Below are 20,372 nucleotides of genomic sequence, written 5' to 3' on the forward strand. Positions count from 1 at the left end.
TTATCTTAAGTAATTGTTATATAGTGCATGAAATGAGGAGAGGGGCTAGCTGTATGCCCTCCCTATTTTAAAAAAAAGAGGCAAAGATGAAAGCGCGAATACTATCAATCGTGTTGGTGTTATTGTTTGTTATATCCTGTAGTAGACATAAGGCGGATGATTTTCGTCAAAATCTCTTAACGTATCTGAGCCTCATATCCGGCGACCCTGTGAATGTAAAGGGCAAGGTAATGAAAGGGGAGATTAAGAATGCCCTGGTGCGAATCATTCCCCTCGGAGTGGATGGAAGCTGTGATCGTTCGAGTTCGGCGAAAGTATTAGCCCGGACCTACACGGACAGTGAAGGGAAATACTCGGTGACTTATGCCCGTTCGGGACAGCCTGTCTGCGTGGTAGTGAGTCCTCACCCGGATGGGGGTAGCACCATGTATGACGAAAAATCCAAAAAAGACATTCCCTGGACGGACTCTTCCTTTTACCTGCAATCGGTGACAAGGGAGCCGGCAACGGTAAAACCGGACGCTTCTGACCTAAGTTCCGCAAGCAAGATGAATACGAAATTAGATTATGCGAATGTAAGCCCCCTGACAAGGATAGCGAGTAAGAGGCTGGAAACCCTGGGAAAAGATAATTCTTCCAGAGACAATTTAGATAAACTCTCCAAACAGGCGAACCAGGAAGTAGTGCTTCGTTTTGGTTTATTCAGTAATTCTGCAAGCAGCATCAATACGAATACTCCGAGCGGGGTAGATGCACCGAAGTTCCAGGTGCAAGAAGGAAATAATAGTTTAAGCATTTCAGATACAGTTCCGGAAATCTCGAACTACAATGTGGATTTATCCTCCGACTCGGAAGAAGCAAAGAAGATGAAGCTTATTTTAGGAGGAATCTCACAGGTAGCGAATAACGTGAAGAACACCTCGACGGTAACCGGTGGCGATGTGGAAAATGTCATACAGGCTTTTGAGAAGTCGATGCAGAGCGGAGAGTTCAAGTCTACGGATGAGAACGGGGAAGCGATTCGAATCGGTCTGGATGAGAACGAGACGAATTTGGGAGAATCTCCCCTGAAAAACGTGTTACAGGAAGCTACGATTCAATATGCGAGGGAAGGAGGAGCGGAAGACTTGAGCCTGAGTATAGAAGAAGTGGCAGAGAAAGTGACTTTCTTTGATGCTTCAGAACCCGGCTTTACTCCCTCGGCTGCTACCTTTTCCGGCAAGCAGGAAATCAAGATCGAGAGTGTAGATCCCGCTCAGAAGATCTACTACACAACAGACGGAACGAGTCCCGTATGTGAAAAGAGTTCCGTATATACAGAACCCGTAATATTAGATAAGTTAGGCGAAACGACTCTAAAAGCCATAGCCTGCAAAGACTCACAGTCATCGAAAATTCGAAGCGGTGTTTACAAAATAGTCAAAAACATTATTGCGAAACCCTCGGTAACACCGGATGCAGGAGAATACAACAACAGTGTAAGTGTAACTTTAAGCCTGAATGCGGGTTCAAAGATATACTACACCCTCGATGGAAGCCTTCCTTCCTGTGATGGTAGCTCCGGAACCGAGTATTCTGCTGCTATCAGCATGAATGTATCCTTCAAGTTAAGCGCGATAGCCTGTAATGGAAGCCTCGAAGAGTCGAGAGAAGTGGTAAAGAGCTACCGCATCATTCAGCCACCCTACGGTCTGAGCTATGCAAGCACGAGTTCTGTATATACTAAAAATGGAAGTATTCTTCCGAACTTTGCTACGGTCAGCGGGGAAAATTTGAGTTTTTCTGTAAGTCCGAATTTACCTTCGGGTTTGAGTTTTGATACGGTAACGGGTCGTATCACGGGCACACCCACATCCTCTTCCGAGCTATTAAAGTATACCGTGACCGCGAAGAATACGGCAGGTGAAACCAAAACGGAAATCCAGATAGCGGTAAACGAAGAGGCCCCGACCTATCTGGGCTACACAGAACCGGCTGTCACTTACACACAGAATACCTTAATCCAGCCGAATAGTCCTCTGATAGCGGGTTCGGGTCTGTCCTACAAAGTGGAGCCAGCTCTACCTTCAGGACTTGTTTTAAACTCGAAGACGGGTGTGATAAGCGGGATTCCCTCTACCGTAAACGCATCTACTAAATACACCGTGACAGCCACGAATACAGGGGGTTCTATCAGCACAGAGCTTGTGCTGACGGTGAATGATGCGGCTCCGAGTTCATTGAATTATGGAATCTCGTCTCTTCTTCTCACGAAAGACGTGAGTATCAGCCCGATAATGCCGAGTGTAACGGGAACGGTGACGGCGTATACGGTGAGTCCTTCTCTTCCTCCGGTGCTGAAGTTAGACCCGTCTACGGGTAAGTTATACGGCACTCCTTCTGCCTTGCAGCTTACACCCGAGACCTATACGGTGACAGCAAGTAACGTATCGGGTTCGAGTGTGTATAGCTTCCAGATTACGGTAGAAGATTCAGCACCTAAGGGGCTGAGCTACCCCGTATCTTCTCTGAGCCTTACAAAGGGAGTAAGTCTTTCTTCTATTATCCCGGTGGTAAGCGGGACTGTCACAGCCTATTCGGTATCGCCCTCACTACCCTCAGGACTTGTCCTGAACACGAGGACGGGAGAACTGAGTGGTATTCCTCAGAGTCCCCAGTCTGTAACGACCTATACCATCACCGCGGTGAATACAAAAGGAAGCGTGAGTTTTCCCTTATATATCACTGTAGAAGATACAGCTCCTTCGGCCCTGAGCTATGTGAACTCCAGTTACCGGTATACAAAGGGAGTGACCATAAGTCCTATAGTTCCGAGTGTAACGGGAACGGTGACCCGCTACAGTGTAGCACCTTCTTTACCGGCGGGTTTAAACATCAACTCGATAACAGGAGTAATATCAGGAACACCGGAAGCAGCCACAACCATATCTTCTTACACGGTGACAGCTTCGAACCCGAAAGGAAGTATCAGCTTTCCCTTAAGTATTACCGTATCGGAGGGAGCCCCTTCGGGTTTAAACTATGCGGGCTCACCCTATATCTTCACCAAAGCTTCTCCGATTCAGACCCTGAAGCCCAATCTAACGGGAACTGCTTCCTCCTATACAGTGAGTCCTGCTCTGCCTTCGGGTTTAAACATCAACTCGGTGACAGGAGAAATATCGGGAACACCATTAAGCCTGGCTGCAAATACTACGTATACAGTAACAGCCTCGAATGCCTATGGAAGTGTAAGCTTTCCTTTACAGCTCACAGTGAACGACTACCCCCCGTATTCCCTGTCGTATTCAAAGTCTGCTTATATCTTTACAAAAGGTATCAGTATTGCAGCTTTAAGCCCCTCGATTTCCGGCACTGTAATTTCGTATTCGGTGAGCCCTGCCCTGCCATCCGGTTTAAGCATCAACCAGACAACAGGGGTAATATCCGGAACACCGACTGCTGTGAGTGGCACGACAACATATCTGGTAGTCGCGACTAATTCAGCGGGTTCTACGAGTATCTCTCTGAATCTATCCATAGTGGAAGGAGCCCCCACCACTCTTTCCTACAGCTCTTCTTCCTATACCTACACAAGGGGAGTTACGATAGCTTCATTGAGTCCCACGGTAACGGGCACGGTGAGTTCGTATTCGGTGAGTCCTGCCTTACCGCAGGGCTTATCTCTGAACGTAAGCACAGGAGTAATATCGGGAACACCTGAACTGGCATCTGCATCGAATACCTATACGGTAACGGCTGCGAATCCATCGGGCTCTACTGCCTATAGCTTTAGCATACAGGTAACGGAGGGAGCACCGAGTTCGCTTGTGTATGCGGGTTCTCCCTATGTCTTAACCCAGAACCTGGCCATGAGTCCGGTTACACCTGCACTCACAGGAACTGCTACGTCTTTCTCCATAACACCGTCTCTGCCATCGGGCTTATCCTTAAATGCAACGACCGGGGTTCTATCGGGGAACCCTCAGGTCAGTGCCGTAAGCCAGACCTACACAGTAACGGCTACTAATAGCTACGGCTCCACTACAGCGAGCTTTAGTCTGGAAGTAGCCACTGCCTATTACGTGGTGAGGCCTACCGTATCGGGTCTTCTGGGAAGTGGCTTACAGCTTTCCGATGGAACGAATACGATAAGCCCCACAGCCAATGGTAGCTGGGCTTTCCCGGCAAGGGCTTCCGGTCTCAGTTATAACGTGACAGTGGCAACACAGCCAACAAATCCCTGGCAGACCTGCTCAGTTACAAACGGTAGCGGGACTTTAACCGTTTCTGATGTGACGAATGTAACAGTCAGTTGTGTTACCAACACCTATACGATGGGAGGCACAATCAGTGGTTTTGGTTCGGGAACGGACTTAAGTATAACGGATGGAGCCGGTAATACATTGACCCTGCCTGCAGGAAGCAGCACCTTCACTTTTCCCCTGCGGGATAGTGGCAGTAGCTACAGTGTGACTATTGCGACCCAGCCGACTTCTCCCTGGCAGACCTGTACGGTGACCAATGGTAGCGGTAATTTAACAAATGCGAATATAACGAATGTAAGTATTAGCTGCACTGTGAATACCTATACCATGTCGGGTTTTATATCGGGACAGGCAAATACTTCGACTTTAATCATCAATAATGGTACAGCCAATGTGACTCTTACCGGTCAGTCGAGTGACTACAATTATACGGAAAATCTAAACAGTGGCACTTCGTACAACTATACAATAGTGCAACAACCTCCGGGACAGTACTGTGTATTTGTCATGCAGACCCTACTTTCCGGGACTGTGACAAACTCGAACCTTAACAACTTCGGCATCAACTGTGTGAACGGCTATCTGGTGAGTGGTCATATACAACAAAATCCACCGGCTCCGATTAATATGCACCTGTATCAGGGAAATGTGACTACCCTTGCGGGTAATGGAGTAACCGCAGGTACAGCCGACGGAACGGGTGCTGCGGGACAATTCAATACACCTTCAGGAATCACATTCGATGGAACCTATTTTTATGTTGCTGATACAGGTAATCATAAGATAAAAAGAATTGATTCGAGTGGAAATGTAACTTCTATAGCAGGAAATGGAATTGCAGGTAATACCGATGGATCCGGGACTTCCATCTCTTCCTTAAATAGTCCAAGAGGGCTTACTACCGATGGAACCTATCTTTATATTTCAGAATCAAGTGGTAACAGAATCAAAAGGATGCGAATCTCAAGCGGATACGTGGAGACTCTTGCGGGTGATAATTCCGTTGTCTCACCTGCTGCGTCAACTCTTGATGGCATAGGAACAGCGGCAAAGTTCAATACGCCTGCGGGAATTGTGGTAGATGGAAATTCTTTGATTATCGTGGAACGAGGTTCCAATGCTATTCGAGAATTAAATTTGAATACACTTTCTGTAAGCACACTAACAGTCTCAGGAGCAGCATTAAATCAAGCAGAAGGTATCGCACTTGTTGGGAACTACTTGTATATTGCTAATTTAAATAGTCATAATATACTAAAAGTTGATAAAACTTCGGGTGTTTCCGTGGTCCTCGCCGGTGGAGCTGCGGGAGAGGTCGGGTATATCGATGCTGTAGGTACCACTGCAAGGTTTAATCATCCACATGGGATTGTATCTGATGAAGTTAATCTTTATATAGCCGATTTTGATAATAACCTGATTCGGCAGCTAGAAATCAGTAGTGGAAGAGTAACAACTCTTGCCGGTACGGGAACAGGTGGAACATCTACCGATGGAATTGGTATCGCAGCTACTTTTAATAGTCCCAAATTTATGACCAGTGATGGAAAGAATCTGTATGTTGTCATGCATCATGCTATCCGCAAGCTCACCAACAACGGACTTGTGGGTTACTGGCCGCTTACTACAAGTGCTGCTGACCATGCCGGAACAAACAACGGAACTTTATATAATTCGCCCGCTTTTACCGCTGCTGATAGATTTGCTGTGGCAAACTCTGCAATCACTTTCAATGGCTCAAACCAATTTATTGAAGGTTCTGACTCCGGTTTGCCTTCAGGAGGAAATCCAAGAACAAGTTGTGCCTGGATAAATCCACAGGCAGTTATTAATGGACTGAGTCTTGTTTTTACCTATGGAACAAATACAGCTTACGGTGGACATGGTATTGCTATAGCAGGAAATGGAACTAAGTTAACCGGAATTATGAGTTCCAATTTTGGTGGTTCTGATTTTACAGCACCTTATAACTTAGCAACAAACCAGTGGACACATATTTGTACTACTTATTCCGGCAGTTCAGCAGGAAATGTTGTGGGAGTTTATGCAAACGGAAAACTCATAGGACAGACTACAACAGGAAACTGGAATACAACTTTATCCGGTCTAATGCGAATAGGTAGCCAGATCACTAATGCACAGTATTTTAACGGCAATATTGCCGATGTTCGAATCTACAGCCGTGTGCTGAATGAAGGCGAAATCAACGAGCTGGCACAGAATGCTGCACCCGCACAGGTAGGTTCTACCTACAGCACAGGGGCAACGGGGCTATTGGCAGACTTCCATCTGGATGGTGGTAGTAACAATAGTAGTGGTGCTATTCCTGATCTGGGTCTTACGGGTTCAACTGGTGGTAATTTCCTCGGTAAGGATGGTGATGCAAATGGATCACGGATGTTTGATATATCCAGTAGTAATACACTTAGCGGAACTACGCTCGGCCTTCCTCTTGGTGGAGCCCCTAGAACATTGTGCACATGGATAAATCCTGTATCTTACCCTCCTCCCGGAGGTGGTATTCCCGGCTGGTATTTTGCTGCCGGTTATGGTGGAACCAGTACAAGCTCTGCTTTTATGGTAGGTGTTTATAATAACTCAGGAATCATCAATCTAACCCTGGATTTTGGAAATGATTCAGTTATGGCAGCCTATAATCCGGCACTGAATACCTGGACTCATGTTTGCGGAGTTTACGATGGCAGCACCGCTTATCTTTATGCTAACGGTATGTTGTTGAATTCTGCTGCAAAATCCATCAATACAACAACGGGAAGTTTTACTATTGGAGCAAATACAAGTGGCAGCAGTTTTTTCAATGGAAAGATAGACGATGTTCGCATCTATAACAATGCACTCAACCAAACGCAAATCCGCCAACTTGCTACACAGGTTCCGACAGGACTTGTGGCCAGATATGATTTCAATGGAGACGCGAATGATGTAAGTGGATTTGGTGCTAATGGAACTGTATATGGAGCAACACTGACAAGTGACAGGTATGGAAACAGCAATTCAGCTTATAATTTTAACCACAATAATCAAAACTACATTGAGGCTCCTCAACTGTTTTTACCTACCGGTTCAAGTTCCAGAACATTATGTGCTTATATTAGACCTCAAAATTTACCTCCTACTGCACCGGATCCTCAAAGAGCTGTTTTATATTATGGCACAGCAACTACCAGCGGTGCCAATGGTTTAATCTTTGCATTTGATTATGAAGTGGCTGTTGCAGGTTATGCAGATGATTTAAGCTTAACCTATCGAACATCTCAAAATACCTGGAATTTCTTTTGTGGTACCTTTGATGGGTCTACAGCAAGATTGTATTATAATGGAAGGGAATTAATTAATGGAACAAAATCCTGGAATACGGGAACTGGAAATTTCTTTATTGGTAAAAGCTTAAGTACGGTTTATTTTAATGGAGATATAGACGATGTTCGCATCTATAATCGTGTCTTAACCGAATCGGAAATCCGTGCTTTAAGCGGCTATCATCCGATGCAGGTGACAAGCTGGAATCCGACGGTTGCCAGTAGTAGTTTACAGTTCCACGTTGCTGCTGATAGTTTTAGTAACCAGGCCGATAATACTACTGTCGGAAACTGGCCGGATATAAGCGGAAATGGCTTTTTAGGCACCCAATACAACGGGCCAGTTTTTAGAACTGGAGCTAATGGCTTAAATGGTAAACCGGCGATACAATTTAATGGTACTAATCAATATTTTGATTTCGGTGCTCAATCAATAGCTTATAATGGTGCAACAGTATTCGCTGTGGCGAAAAATTCCATTTCTGATTATATTGGTAGACCGATATTAAGTTATGAACTTGCTTCCGGAGGTTGTGTGACCAGAGTAAATTTGGAAAAAGATTTCACCAATCCGACAAATTATTATTTTGAAGGGCCGGCAAGTAGTGCGACAATTTCTGCAACTTTAAATGAATCACTTATATTAACCGGTATTCTTGAAGGAACATCCGCGCCAATTAAATTAGCTAAAAACGGAAACGCAGCTACTTCTGGAGCAAATGTTTCCCTGAGTGGGAATAATTCGTGTAATTTGCGTGCAGGTGGGAGAACAGACACAGCAGATAGATTTCAGGGACTCATTAGCGAGATCCTGTTATTTAAAGAGGCACTCGGTGTTCCCGACAAAGACATCGTCGAGTGTTATCTCTCTTCTAAATACAATATCCCTATCGGGCATAGCTGTCCGTAAGGGAATAAATGCAGACGAGAAAGCATTTTCTCGCCTGCATAAGAAGAATTTTAGCTCTTTATAATTCTCCCTGATACAGGGAGTATATTTCTGCCTCTGTGAGTTCTCTATTATAAATTCTCACATCATCTATACTTCCGATGAAATAATCAGTATTCACCGGGTCACCGGCAATGTAGAAAGTAGTAGCAGCTGAGTTAAAATCTTTAGTACTGTTAAATATGGTTGATCCATTTACTATAATTTTTCTGTTGGTTCCGGTATATAGAAAGCAGGTGTGATACCATGTTCCGTTGGTACAGGAATAGGAATTATACCAGGTTCCATTTAAAATATTTCGATTTAAACCTATCTCAGTGGAAGATAAACGAGCTGCAAAGTTTGCATTACTATTATCTCCACTAAAAAAGATGGCACGATTGGTTGCACTTAAAGAGGAGGGTTTAATCCAACCGCAAACAGTACGGGCTTCCGCAGCCGAAGGAAAATGTGCAGCAGATGTGGTGATCCAATTGGTTCCACTAAAACTGTAGGCTCTGTTGGCTGTGCCGTATCTGTCTGTACTTGTTGTAGGAGTATTTACAGGAGTCCCGTTGTCGCTAAACCCGTCTCCGGCATACTCATCGGTAAGGCTTCCTGAATTAAAGGGGTAGTAAGCGAGCATTCCCTTATCCGGATCGGCAGAAAGGATTTTAATTTCATTCGCAGTCAGGGAGCGATCATAAATTCGAAGTTCATCGATACTTCCATTCATGCCGATTCCTCCGAGGTCAGCTCTGAGACCGATTCTTACTACCGATGTGTTAACCGTTCCGGGGCTTATCGTTCCATTTCCATCGGCAACACCATTGATGTAGAGTTGATAGGATTCTGAAGTCTTGACTACCGCCACATGTGTCCAGGTAGAAGCCGGAATGGTAGCTGTGCTATCTACGTTAAGACCGGTTCCGGTATTAATTAAGAACTGTAATATATTCGTTCCCATTATACGAAATTCAACATGGTGTCCGGAAGTTGCATCATGCCAGGCAATAATCTCATCATCGGTTCCGGCTGCTGTCCTGTAGATCCAGGCGGAAATTGTCATATTCGTGGGTAAACTAAAATGGGTACCGAGACTGATGTAGCTCGAAGTACTTCCATTGAATGTAGCTACTGTAGAAGTATTCGAGTATCGATTGGAACCTAAGGAAACCCCCGTTGCGGTTCCATGATTGGCATTAACGCTGGCATCATCATAATTCGAATCAAAAGGATAGTAGGCATATAAATTAGAAAAAGTATATTCTCTTTTTTGAGTATATAAGGTTTTCTTTCCGCTGAGATCCGAGACGACTATATTAAAGTAATAAGCTTTTTCTGCACTGAGTCCTGTAATATTTGCAGAAGTAGTTCCTGTATACGTATTAAACAGGGTTCCGAGTGTTTCGGTTGAAGAAAGCGAAGTAAGGCAGGGGTAGGTTGCATAGTAAACCTTATAGCTTAAACTTCCCGCTGCGGTAGCCAGGTCGGAAGCTGCATTCCAGCTTAAGGTAAGAGAAGTGGATGCCACATTGCTTGTAAATATATATCCGTTGGCTACAGTAGGGTTTGTGAAATCATATTGAGCAGAGGGAGAACTTTGAACTGCGGTTCCTGCGAGATTATATTGATCTTTGGGGGTGACTTCAAAGCGTATGTATTTACCATCGTCTCCGGCTACAAGGGTATAGGTAGTATTTGTAGCTCCTGATATAGCAGAACAGGTGCCGCTTGTAGTATCGGTACAGCGATACCACTGGTAGGCATGAGTTCCGGGAAGATGTCCATCCACATCGTTATAAGTAAAGGTTCCGCTGAGCACAGAGCCAATGTTGCTTCCTCCGCTAAAAGCTACCAAACTGGCAGTTGGAGGGTTATTGGCAGCTACAGTAACGCTTACTGTATAGTTCTGGGTGCTGGCATCAGCGGCTGTTACCACGTAGCTCAGGGGAGTTGAAAAGTTATTGGCTGTAGTTCCTGAAACCTGGTTGACTCCACCCACCGTAATGCTACTTCCGGAAATAGAAAAATTGGCTACCAGAGCCGTCACATTGGTGTTGTAAGGAACGGTAATTGCGATATTCGTTCCGCTGATAATACCTGTAGCTGTGGGGGAACTGAAACCAAACGATATAATTTCTTTGGCCGATAGACTATTGGTATCTGTAATAGCAAGACTAAAGGGATTTGTGCTTTCTCCTGCCGAATTTTTAGTAAAAACCAGAAAGTGTGTGGCCCCTGAAGGGATGCTTGTATTGGTATTGAAAGTGTAGCTGAGGTTTGTACCTGTCGCCGCCAAATCAGTAATATGACTTAACTTCGTGCTACTATTCGTTCCCCAGTAGAGGGCGTAGGAAGTGATATTGGATTCATCAGAAGCTTTTCCTATAGTTAAAATTCCTCCGATTTTTCCAACAGAAACATCCGAGTCTGAAAAGTTTAAAGAAGAAGCAGTTAGAGTAGGTGGACTGATTAGATCCGAAATAGCCGTACTGACTCCTGTTGACATTTGAACGGTTCCATTTTTAGTAAAAGCAAGCAGGTGAGTTGCCATTGCGGGAATAGCAGTAGAAGCTAAGGTATAGCTAATATTTTGATTTGTTTTGGAAAGAATTGCGATGGGGTTTCCAATTATTTCTGTAGCGGAACTTCCAAAATAGACCGCATAGGTTGTGACATCTGTTTCATCAGAAGCTTTTGTAATAGAAAGATTTCCTGCAATATAACCCTTGTTTCCATCTGTATCGGTGAAGTTGAGGGCTTCAGCCGCATGGGTCGGAGAAGTAAAAACAACAGGTTTTGCATCGCTTCCATCTTCTCCAAAAGCAGTAACGGTCATGACCATAGTTCCTGAGGTAGCCACAGGAGTTGGTGGAGGTGTATCTGCTGTAATTGTTTCAGGCAGAGAAACCGAAATTTCACCTAACTCTACTCCTGACTCACTGACTATAGTAACCTTAAAACTTCCCGGATTAAGTTTCATTTCATATTGACCGTTTTCATCCGTAAGAAATTTGGCCTGTGTGTCATTAATAAGTTTATTGGATCCACTTGTTTCTTCTCCCTTCGTGTTGTTACCGGAGACTGCCAGAAGGTATTTGGCACCATTCGGGGGACTGGTTCCGAGGTTGAGCATATATATATAAGAGCTTGCCCCGGTTTTCCAGAGTTTTGTAATACGGGAGAGTTTTTGGTTTTCGGCAGATGCCCAATAAAGGGAGTAAAAATTTATTTCTGTTTCGTCTACAGCTTTTGCAATTTTCACTGGTCCGGCAATTTTTCCCTTCGTAGGATCAATGTCCACAAAGTCCAATTTACCCGGAGCTTTTTCACTAACAACGGAAGTTCCACCAGTAATTTCTTTTTTTACAGAGGTTGTCGTGGATAAACTTCCGGCACTCACATTTAATGAGGCATTCTTTACAGTTTCTCCACCAGGAGAAAGTAAATTACCTTTTATTGAATACACGGGTTTTGGAGAACTTTTTTGTGTATTAAAAGCGGTGATTCGTATTAAGTTATCCTTGCTACTGCCTTCCGGTAGAAATGGATTACAGTGGATTATGAATAAAAAAATTATATTGAAAACTATAAATTTCATGATTGAGTTTTCCTTTGAATTGTATAGCATATAAGACTATACTTTTTTTTATATTTCTATTTTTTTGACAATTATTTTTAAAACTAAAATGCCCTAAATATAAATATGATTCGACACCTTAATGCTCGTAGAAAAATATTAGTTATCAACTGATTTATGAATTCAGGTGTTAAGGGATAGAAATGAAAGAATTTTTCTTTAAAGAAGGAATTCACCCCAGTGCTATAGTGGAAGATGGAGCGAAAATAGGGAGTGGTGTTTCGATTGGAGCCTATTCCGTTATAGGTCCCAATGTTGTACTGAAAGACGGTGTGAAAATTGCTCAAAATGTAATGGTTTCCGGGTTTACAACTATAGAAGAGGAAGCTGAAATATATCCATTTAATATAATAGGTGGCCCGGCTCAGGATCTGAAATACCTGGAGTATGAAGGAAAATTGAAGATTGGAAAAAAAGACTATTGTTCGGGAACATACCAGCATACATGCAGGAACTCCTCATTCCGAACATCAGACGGTAATCGGAGATAGTGTCTATATCATGGCTGCCACTCATATCGGTCATGATGTTATGATTGGTAATCATTCTATTATTGCAAGCGTTGGTATTGCCGGGCACGTAGAAATTGCAGACCATGTTGTTCTTGGTGCCAGAGCAGGTTTTCATCAGTTTGTGCATATCGGTCGCTTTGTCATGACGGCCGGTGTAGCAGCCTTCACCAAAGATGTACCTCCCTTTGCCATATCCGAACATGAAAGACCAAATGAATTTTCCGGCTTAAACGTTATCGGTTTGAAGCGTAATGGGTTTAAGAAGTCGGATATCCAGGAAATCAGGGAAATTTACAAGTATCTGTATTCTTTAAAAGGAAAAATAAAAAATAGAACAGGTCCTTTACTGGAGAAATTTCCCGGAAGTGCTTACGCAAAAGAGATTGCGGAGTTCATTAATAAATCAAAAATGAATATCTGTACTCCGGGAAGAAGGGGAGTCTCCTCGGAAGAAGAATAAATATATTCAATAAAGAATCTCAGGGAAGAAGTTCAAACTCCCTGAGATTAAATTTACTCTTTTTCTGAACGTATATATAAGAAAGAACCGAAAATTAAGAGTCCTCCTAAAATTAAAAAAGCGAATATTCGAACAATCGCATCCATTCTGGCCAGGTCGACAAAGAAAACTTTTAAAACTACTACTAAAAAGAGGGCAAGTCCTGTGTAGCGAAGAGCTTTTTCTTTTTTTTGAATTCCGTAGGTAATACAGGAAATGGCATAGACCGACCACAAAACACTCACCGCACCTTTTTGCAAGCGAGGCATGAAATGTTCAAAAAACTGCCTTACTTCTAGAGATAAAAATTGGAATAAAAATAAAAGACCGATTACAGCAAAGTAGGATGGTCGTACTTTAGAATCTGAAGAAGTAAATCTTCGAAAGTTGAATATACTGAAAGCTATTACGAAAAAAGTAAACCAGCGCAGGATAAATTCAAAGAAAGTATATTCACCCTTATACATTCCCATCCCCTCTCCGAACCAGACGGAAAAGAAAAGAACTGTAAAGCGAAATAATACAAGAATAAGTAGTAGAATACCGATAGCGGAAAATAAAGGATTCTTTGTAGCTGTAAAATAGAAGTATATAAGGAAACCAAAAATACACCAGGTGGAAGTTATAAATAATTCTTTTACAGAAGAATTTATAAAGAAAGCATCGAACTCAGCGTTTAAGAATAAGAAAAAAGCAATGATTCCCATCCAGAATAGAATGGGTTTCCCCCTACCTTCCAGTTTTTTTAGAGTATGTAAATCATTTTTGTTATCAAAAATTGTTTCCCCGTATTGTTTGTGTTCAAGATACAAGCCAAGGAAATAAGAAAGGATACTCGAACCGGTTCCGAGCATTCTGCCGATAAAACCCTGCCAGTAATTACCGGGTAGAGTATCAAAGCTTGCCGGAAGGTCGAGAAAAAAAGTGCGAAAGCCAAGGATTGTATAAGAAATATAAGATAAGGTAGAGAGAAAGGAGCTTCCAAGTTTTTTTCCAAGCCAGAGGAGAATAGCAGAAAACAGGGCCCAGGCAAAGGTTAAAGCTCTTTCTTCCAGGAATAAAGGCAGAGTTAAGCCGGTAAAAAAAACAGCCAGACCTAAGAGAGAAAGTGAAAGTGCTTTATCTTCTATATTTTTCTTATAAAAGAAGTAGACATGAGCTATGTAGTATATTCCTAAAATATTACTGACAATAGAGGGATATTTACTTCCGTAGAGATGGTTAATATGGGAATAAGCGAGAATAAAAAATAGAAAGGCATTGCTGATAAGATGGATGATTTCCAGGGTAGTGCTTTTTTCTTTTTTTAGAATTTTGTAATAATACGCAAGAGCAGAGTGTATTAGAAAAAAGATACACAAGAAAACCATATTTAAAATGAAATTTTCCTTTTGATTCTGATGGCTTCCTCCCGCATACAAAAGATAGGTAAAGAAAAATGCGAGGTAATTTAAAAGTCTCCAATTTTTAAAATGGGCGATACTCAAAATTCCAATGTTCAGAAGTAACATATACGTATAAAGAGTCGGAAGGTTGGCATTGCCGGTGCTTAAAAGGATGGGTGTAAAAAAGCCTCCGATAATTCCAAAAATCGCTACCAGCATAGAATTAGTATAGACCGAAACTACCCCCGCTCCTACTGTAATCAATGCCATGAAGAGAAATTCCAGACCTACGGGAATCATTTGATAAAAGTGTCCGGCTGCATAGGTGCTAAAGTAAAAGGTCGCGATACCTCCACCCAATAGCCCTTGAGCTATCAGATGGTATTTTTTATTAATGAGCTTAATACCTCCTAAAAGCATCGCGGAAGCAGAAAGAAGACCTATGAGTAGCCTTGCTGAGGGACCTATAAGGTTTCGTTCAATACTCCAATTCAAAACATAGACCAGGGCACTTACAATCGCAATGATTCCTATGCGTAAAAGCCAGGTGGTAGCTACTGCATATTCCACCGAACCTACCGGAACTTCTTCCTGTCCGTATAATATCCAACTTTTTATTTTAGATAAAGCTTTACTACCGGTTTCCGGTTTCTCTTCCAAAATTTCCTGCTTAAAGAATACAGGTTCTCTTGAGACAGATTTTTCTATTACCTCAGGTTGTTTCTCTTCAAGTTTTTCTTCTTGAGGAGTAGCTTCAGCTTTTAAACTAACAAGCCCTGCAGGTGGTTTTGCTCTCACAGGTTCTTCTGAAGGAGGGCTGTATATTTTGGCTTCCGGAACTTTTCTTGTTTCCGTTTTTTCTTCTTTTGGAATAGAGACTCCATTTTTTTTGAGCAGGGTTTCAATATCCCTTAATTGTTCCCTTTGTTTTCGTATTTCCTCTTTTAGTTGGCTTATCATAAAAAGAAGAATTACAAAAAAGATAAATAAAACTACAAAATATACAGCTTCCATCTACGCCTCGTCTTTTACTTTTAGAGCCTGTATATAGCTCAGGGTTTTTTGTATAAACGATGCCATATTATCAAAAAGAGGATCTGTTTTATCTGTTTGTAATACTCTAAATTCCTTGATTTCAGGCATGTTTTCTGCAATGCGGGGTAATTCTTTAATCAGTCTTAGGGTTAACTGTTCTGCATTCACTTTATTTCGGGCATCTTGTTTTAGGTTCTCTGCCCTGGCCATTAATTCTTCGTATTGATAATTAAGCTCATTTTCTTTGCGCTTGAATTCAAATTCTACATCTTTTGAGAGTTTTTCTTTTTCAAGGTTCAGGTTTAATTGCAGTAGTTCTAAGTCTTTCAGTAAATTTGTTTTGAATTTTTCAAAATCCAAGTTTTTTTCGTGTAGAATTTTTTCTCTTTCGAGTTTTTCTAAGTCTGCTTCTTGCCTAATTTTTTCGAGTCTGCGGTTTTCTTCTATGACAAAAAGCTCACGTTCTGTTTCTGCACGTTTTTCTTCCTGTTCTTTTACTTCTTGTTGTTTTAGTTCTTCAAGACTACGTTTTAGTTCAATTTCTTTTTCTCTACTTTTTAACCTGTTTTCCATTTCCTTTTTTGCGGTAATGGTTTCTTCTTCAAGCTTTAGTTTATGTTGTTCGTTTTTCTTTATGTCTTCATGCCGCTTGGAATCTTCCCTGAGACGGAGTTGTGTAGCTTCAGTTTCTTTTTCCTGCTTTGTTTTTTCAATTTCCAAATTTGTTTCGGCTGCTCTTGTTTCTTTTAACTGTCTTGTTTCCGCTTCTTTCTTATGAATTTCATTATCCATTTCTAATTGACTGATGCGGGCTTTCTTTTTCTGTTCATTACGATAGGGGCTCTGCAAATCATTCCAGAGAGAGGCCGAACTAACAAGGGCTTCTCTGATTTGTACAGTTATAATTTTTATTCCCAGACCTTCTTTTCCTTCGGCTACTCGGCTTAAACGAGAAGTTAATTCTTCAATCACAGGAGCTTTATCGGTTAGCACCTCTTCCACACTCATCGTTGCAATTTTATCTTTAATTGCGGCCTCAGCCTGCTCGCGTAACTGTGCATTCACAATTCCTAATGGATCGTTAGAATTACTCAGGTCTAATTTTTTATAGGCTATAGAAAAATCATCAATTTGCCATTGCACATAGGCTAATATATTAATTCCCTGTTTTTCTTTGCTAATGCAGTTGGCCACTACACCTATGGTTTGCATGGCAGCGGGGATAACTAAATAGGCATCGGTGCGAGGATTATAACGAAAGGAAATTCCAAGGCCGAGTGTAACGGGTTCTTTTCTATGAATTCGTGTATGAACCACATAGGCATTGGGAGGAACTATGACTCTTCTCCAAAACCATCTGCCTGTAATCCGAACTCGAATCGGTTCTTTTTCTAATTGTAATTCTTCGGATGATTTAATTCCTGAGTCAGGGAGATAGTTTTGTTTTCTGGGCATGGGTTTCCTCTCTTCACGTTTTTCTTCAATGTCATTTCTAAGTCTGAAATCCGCAGCACCGCCGGGTGCGGGTGAATAAGCGATATTTTCGTTTACCGAAGCAGGCATATCCATCATAGCTTGCTGATAATATGGTTCTTCTGTAGCGGGCATTGGTTCCGGCATCGGTGCCTCGTCGTATTCCTCAAACGTATCTTCCATCGCTTTTGATTGCTGTTCGAGAAAGACTTCTTTTGCAGCTTTTCGTTTTTGCATATCAAACCCCTGTGTATTAATGAGTATGAGTATAACGGGAGGGAATTTTTATGTCAATAGGGAAATCAATATTTCGATTACTGTCAGGATAAAAAATAGTTCAAAATCTGATTTGGATTTTTAGGAACTTATATCAGGGTATGAAATATATTAGAAAATTTATTATTACTTCTTTAAAAACCAGTCATTTTTTAATCTTTCCTTGTAAAGTCCTGAACGGAAATTGAAAGAGCAGTGTAAGCCATTCTCAGAGAAAAACTGAATATTTCCATAAAGTTGTTTCTTTACAAGATTAAAGATTGTATTCATACCGAAAGAGGGAATATTAGAAAAATCAAAGTTATTCGGTACTCCTATTCCATCATCTCTAACTGTGACAAAAATAACTTCATTTTTCTTAATTAAGTCTATAAACAGAGTCCCGTTCCTGTCGGGGAAGGCATGTTTTAGCACATTCGTAAATAATTCATTTAATACCAGACTGAGTGGAGTAGCGATATCAATTAGTATATCAATATTTTCTATATTAGATTCAACTTTAATTTTATCCGATTGTACGTTATAGCTTTCAAATAAGTAATTTAACAATTCATTTATATAATCCTTGACGTTTATTTTGGAAAGACTTTGAGATTGATACATTTTTTTTTGAATCAATGAAAATACATAAATTCGATTTTCTGCTTCTATGAGTTCATTTCTTGATTCTTCAGAATCTGAATACAAGCATTGTAAATGTAACAAAGAGCTAATAACTTGTAAGTTATTTCTGGTTCTATGATATAGTTCCTGTAGTAATAAAGATTTTTCGTGCAAAGCATTGTGAATGTTTCGTTCATTTAGTTTTTGCTCAGTAATGTCCTGGGCAAATCCAAGCATTCGGTAAAGTTTTCCACTTTCATCAAATTCTACCTCACCGAAACTTCTCAAGTATCGTATTTCTCCATCTGAACGAATGATTCGAAAAGTAACGGGAATTGTTTTTTTTTCAACAAAAGCCTTATAGGAAAGTTCTTTAACTTTCTCTAAGTCTTCGGGGTGAATCATCTGAAAAATTTCTTCAATTTTTCCGCTAAATTCATCCTTTCTTAGACCGTATAATTCTAACCACTCAGGAGAAACTGTATATAAATTATTCTGTGCATTATATTCCCAGGCACCCATACGGGTTAATTTTGCTGCATCATTTATTAAAAGTCTCATACGGCTCATTTCTAATTCTTGTTTTTTTCTCTCTGTTATATCTCGAAAGGTTCCAATGGCTTCAGGTCTTGAAGTGTATTTATTTTTTTTAAAAGAGGATATAACTTCTATCCATCTAACAGTTCCATCATTGTGTAGGACCTGAAGAACGTCTGTATATTCTAATTTTTTCTTATTATTTTGTAAATACTCATGGTATTTTTTAAAACGGGATATAATCTTTTTTGAATATTTGATAGGAATAATATCTGAAAGAGAAAATTTTAAAAAATTTTCAGGACTATAACCTAAAATTTTTTCGATTGAGGGGCTAACAAATGAGAATACCTGTTTTTCGAGATCATAAGCCCAGATTACATCGGAAATGGTTTCTAATAAAAAATCATATTGCTGATAGTTATGAAAATTTTCTATGTTTTCCAAGTTATTATCCATCTGTTTGTGAACTAATATTCCTTAAAACTTATGAATTTTTCCTGCATCATTTCCCTGATAGCATACCGTATACCCTCTTTACCAAAGCCACTATTCTTTATCCCACCGTATGGCATATGATCTACTCGAAATGTAGGAACATCATTGATATGAATTCCAAATACTTTAATTGTTTTGATAACTTTCAATATATGGGAGAAATTATTAGAGAAAAAACCGCATTGCAGTCCGTAAGCAGAGCGATTAACTTTTTGAATGGCTTCATCTAAACTATCATAAGTTTCAATTATCAGAATAGGTCCAAATGCTTCTTCGCAGTATATACGACAAGAATTTGGTACATTACTGAATACAGTGGCCTCCATTATGGTATTCGTTTTAAGTTTTCCTCCGATATGTAAATTGGCTCCCTTTTGAATACTTTCTTCCATCCAGTTTTGGATCCTCTCAGCTTCTTTTATTGAAATTAAAGATGAGATTTCGGTTTCTTCCTTAAGTGGATCTCCATAAACAAGTTTTTCTATCCTTCCACAGAGTAGATTTAAAAATTCCTCAAATCTTTTTCTCGGTAGATGCAACTTTTGAATCGAAATACAAACCTGTCCGGAATAAGCAAAAGCACCACTCACAATCTTCTCCATCAAACTCGGACTGAATTCTATATTTTCATCCAGAATAAGGGAAGAGTCCGAACCCAATTCCAGGGTAAGTTTTTTAAAACCAGCTTTTTTCTGGATTTCCTTACCCACTCTCAAACTTCCGGTAAATGAAATCTTTTGAATTAAATCAGATTCCACCAACTTTTTTCCGATAACATCTCCTCTTCCGGGTGCTAATTGGACTACTCCGGGAGGAAGACCGGCTTTCTTCAAAGCTTCTATCAAAGCAAGTGCAGATAAGCTTCCCTGTTCGGAAGGTTTTAAAATAATCGTATTACCGGCGGCAAGTGCCGGGCCGACTTTGTGAGCCACCAGGTTGAAAGGAAAATTAAAAGGTGTAATGGCACCAACAAGTCCGATAGGTTCCCGGATTGTAAAGCCCAGGCGTCCATTTCCACCTTTCGCTGCATCCATGGGAATGGTTTCTCCCCGAATCTGTTTTGCTTCTTCTGCCGAAAAACGGTAAGTTTGAATACAACGATCTATTTCTCCTTTTGCATAACGTAAAGGCTTTGCTGTTTCGATACTAATTATTTCTGAAAAAAGTTCTTTTTTCTCTTCGAATATACGAGATAGCTTATATAATATTTCAGAACGTTCAAAAGCGGGAAGATTTTTATAATCATCAAAGGCATCCTGTGCTACTTGAATTAGCTCGTCTGCTTCTTCGTCTTTTGTATCTGCTACTTTTGCAATAATTTCTCCGGAATACGGGTTCGAGATAGGAAAGTAGGATTTGGCTTCTTGCCATAAGCCCTTAGAGAATATTGAAACTTTTTGAAGAGAGTTCTCCATT

Annotated in this window: 8 protein-coding genes; 3 read left to right on the plus strand and 5 right to left on the minus strand. The window is 40.9% G+C overall.

Annotated features, from left to right (window positions below; genetic code table 11):
* Positions 1-86: 86 nt before the first annotated feature.
* The gene (locus H7A25_05915) at positions 87-8,477 is read left to right on the plus strand and encodes a putative Ig domain-containing protein (protein MCP5499418.1); all 8,391 of its coding nucleotides are present in this window, start codon (positions 87-89) and stop codon (positions 8,475-8,477) included.
* A 58-nt stretch (positions 8,478-8,535) separates the two neighbouring features.
* Here the strand turns inward: H7A25_05915 and H7A25_05920 are convergent, their stop codons facing one another.
* Complete coding sequence (locus tag H7A25_05920; protein ID MCP5499419.1) at positions 8,536-12,099, minus strand: hypothetical protein; 3,564 nt, start codon at positions 12,097-12,099, stop codon at positions 8,536-8,538.
* Positions 12,100-12,281: 182 nt separating this feature from the next.
* Between H7A25_05920 and H7A25_05925 the strand changes: the two genes are divergently transcribed.
* Together H7A25_05925 and H7A25_05930 are read left to right on the plus strand one after the other, a co-directional pair.
* The gene (locus tag H7A25_05925; GenBank protein ID MCP5499420.1) at positions 12,282-12,629 is read left to right on the plus strand and encodes a hypothetical protein; all 348 of its coding nucleotides are present in this window, start codon (positions 12,282-12,284) and stop codon (positions 12,627-12,629) included.
* Positions 12,544-13,110 (plus strand): hypothetical protein, encoded by a 567-nt coding sequence (locus H7A25_05930; protein MCP5499421.1) that lies wholly within the window; start codon positions 12,544-12,546, stop codon positions 13,108-13,110. The genes H7A25_05925 and H7A25_05930 overlap by 86 nt, the downstream gene beginning before the upstream one ends.
* Positions 13,111-13,163: 53 nt before the next feature.
* Here the strand turns inward: H7A25_05930 and H7A25_05935 are convergent, their stop codons facing one another.
* The 4 genes from H7A25_05935 to H7A25_05950 all read right to left on the minus strand — a co-directional run bounded on the left by H7A25_05935 (position 13,164) and on the right by H7A25_05950 (position 20,371).
* Complete coding sequence (locus H7A25_05935) at positions 13,164-15,548, minus strand: DUF2339 domain-containing protein (protein MCP5499422.1); 2,385 nt, start codon at positions 15,546-15,548, stop codon at positions 13,164-13,166.
* The gene (locus tag H7A25_05940) at positions 15,549-17,189 is read right to left on the minus strand and encodes a hypothetical protein (protein ID MCP5499423.1); all 1,641 of its coding nucleotides are present in this window, start codon (positions 17,187-17,189) and stop codon (positions 15,549-15,551) included.
* 255 nt (positions 17,190-17,444) lie between these two features.
* Positions 17,445-18,917, minus strand: coding sequence for a PAS domain-containing protein (locus H7A25_05945; protein MCP5499424.1), 1,473 nt, complete (start codon positions 18,915-18,917; stop codon positions 17,445-17,447).
* Positions 18,918-18,928: 11 nt separating this feature from the next.
* On the minus strand, positions 18,929-20,371 hold the full coding sequence (locus H7A25_05950; GenBank protein ID MCP5499425.1) for an aldehyde dehydrogenase family protein: 1,443 nt from the start codon (positions 20,369-20,371) through the stop codon (positions 18,929-18,931).
* Between the last annotated feature and the right edge of the window lies 1 nt (position 20,372).

It is taken from the genome of Leptospiraceae bacterium, from assembly GCA_024233835.1.
Classification (GTDB): domain Bacteria; phylum Spirochaetota; class Leptospiria; order Leptospirales; family Leptospiraceae; genus JACKPC01.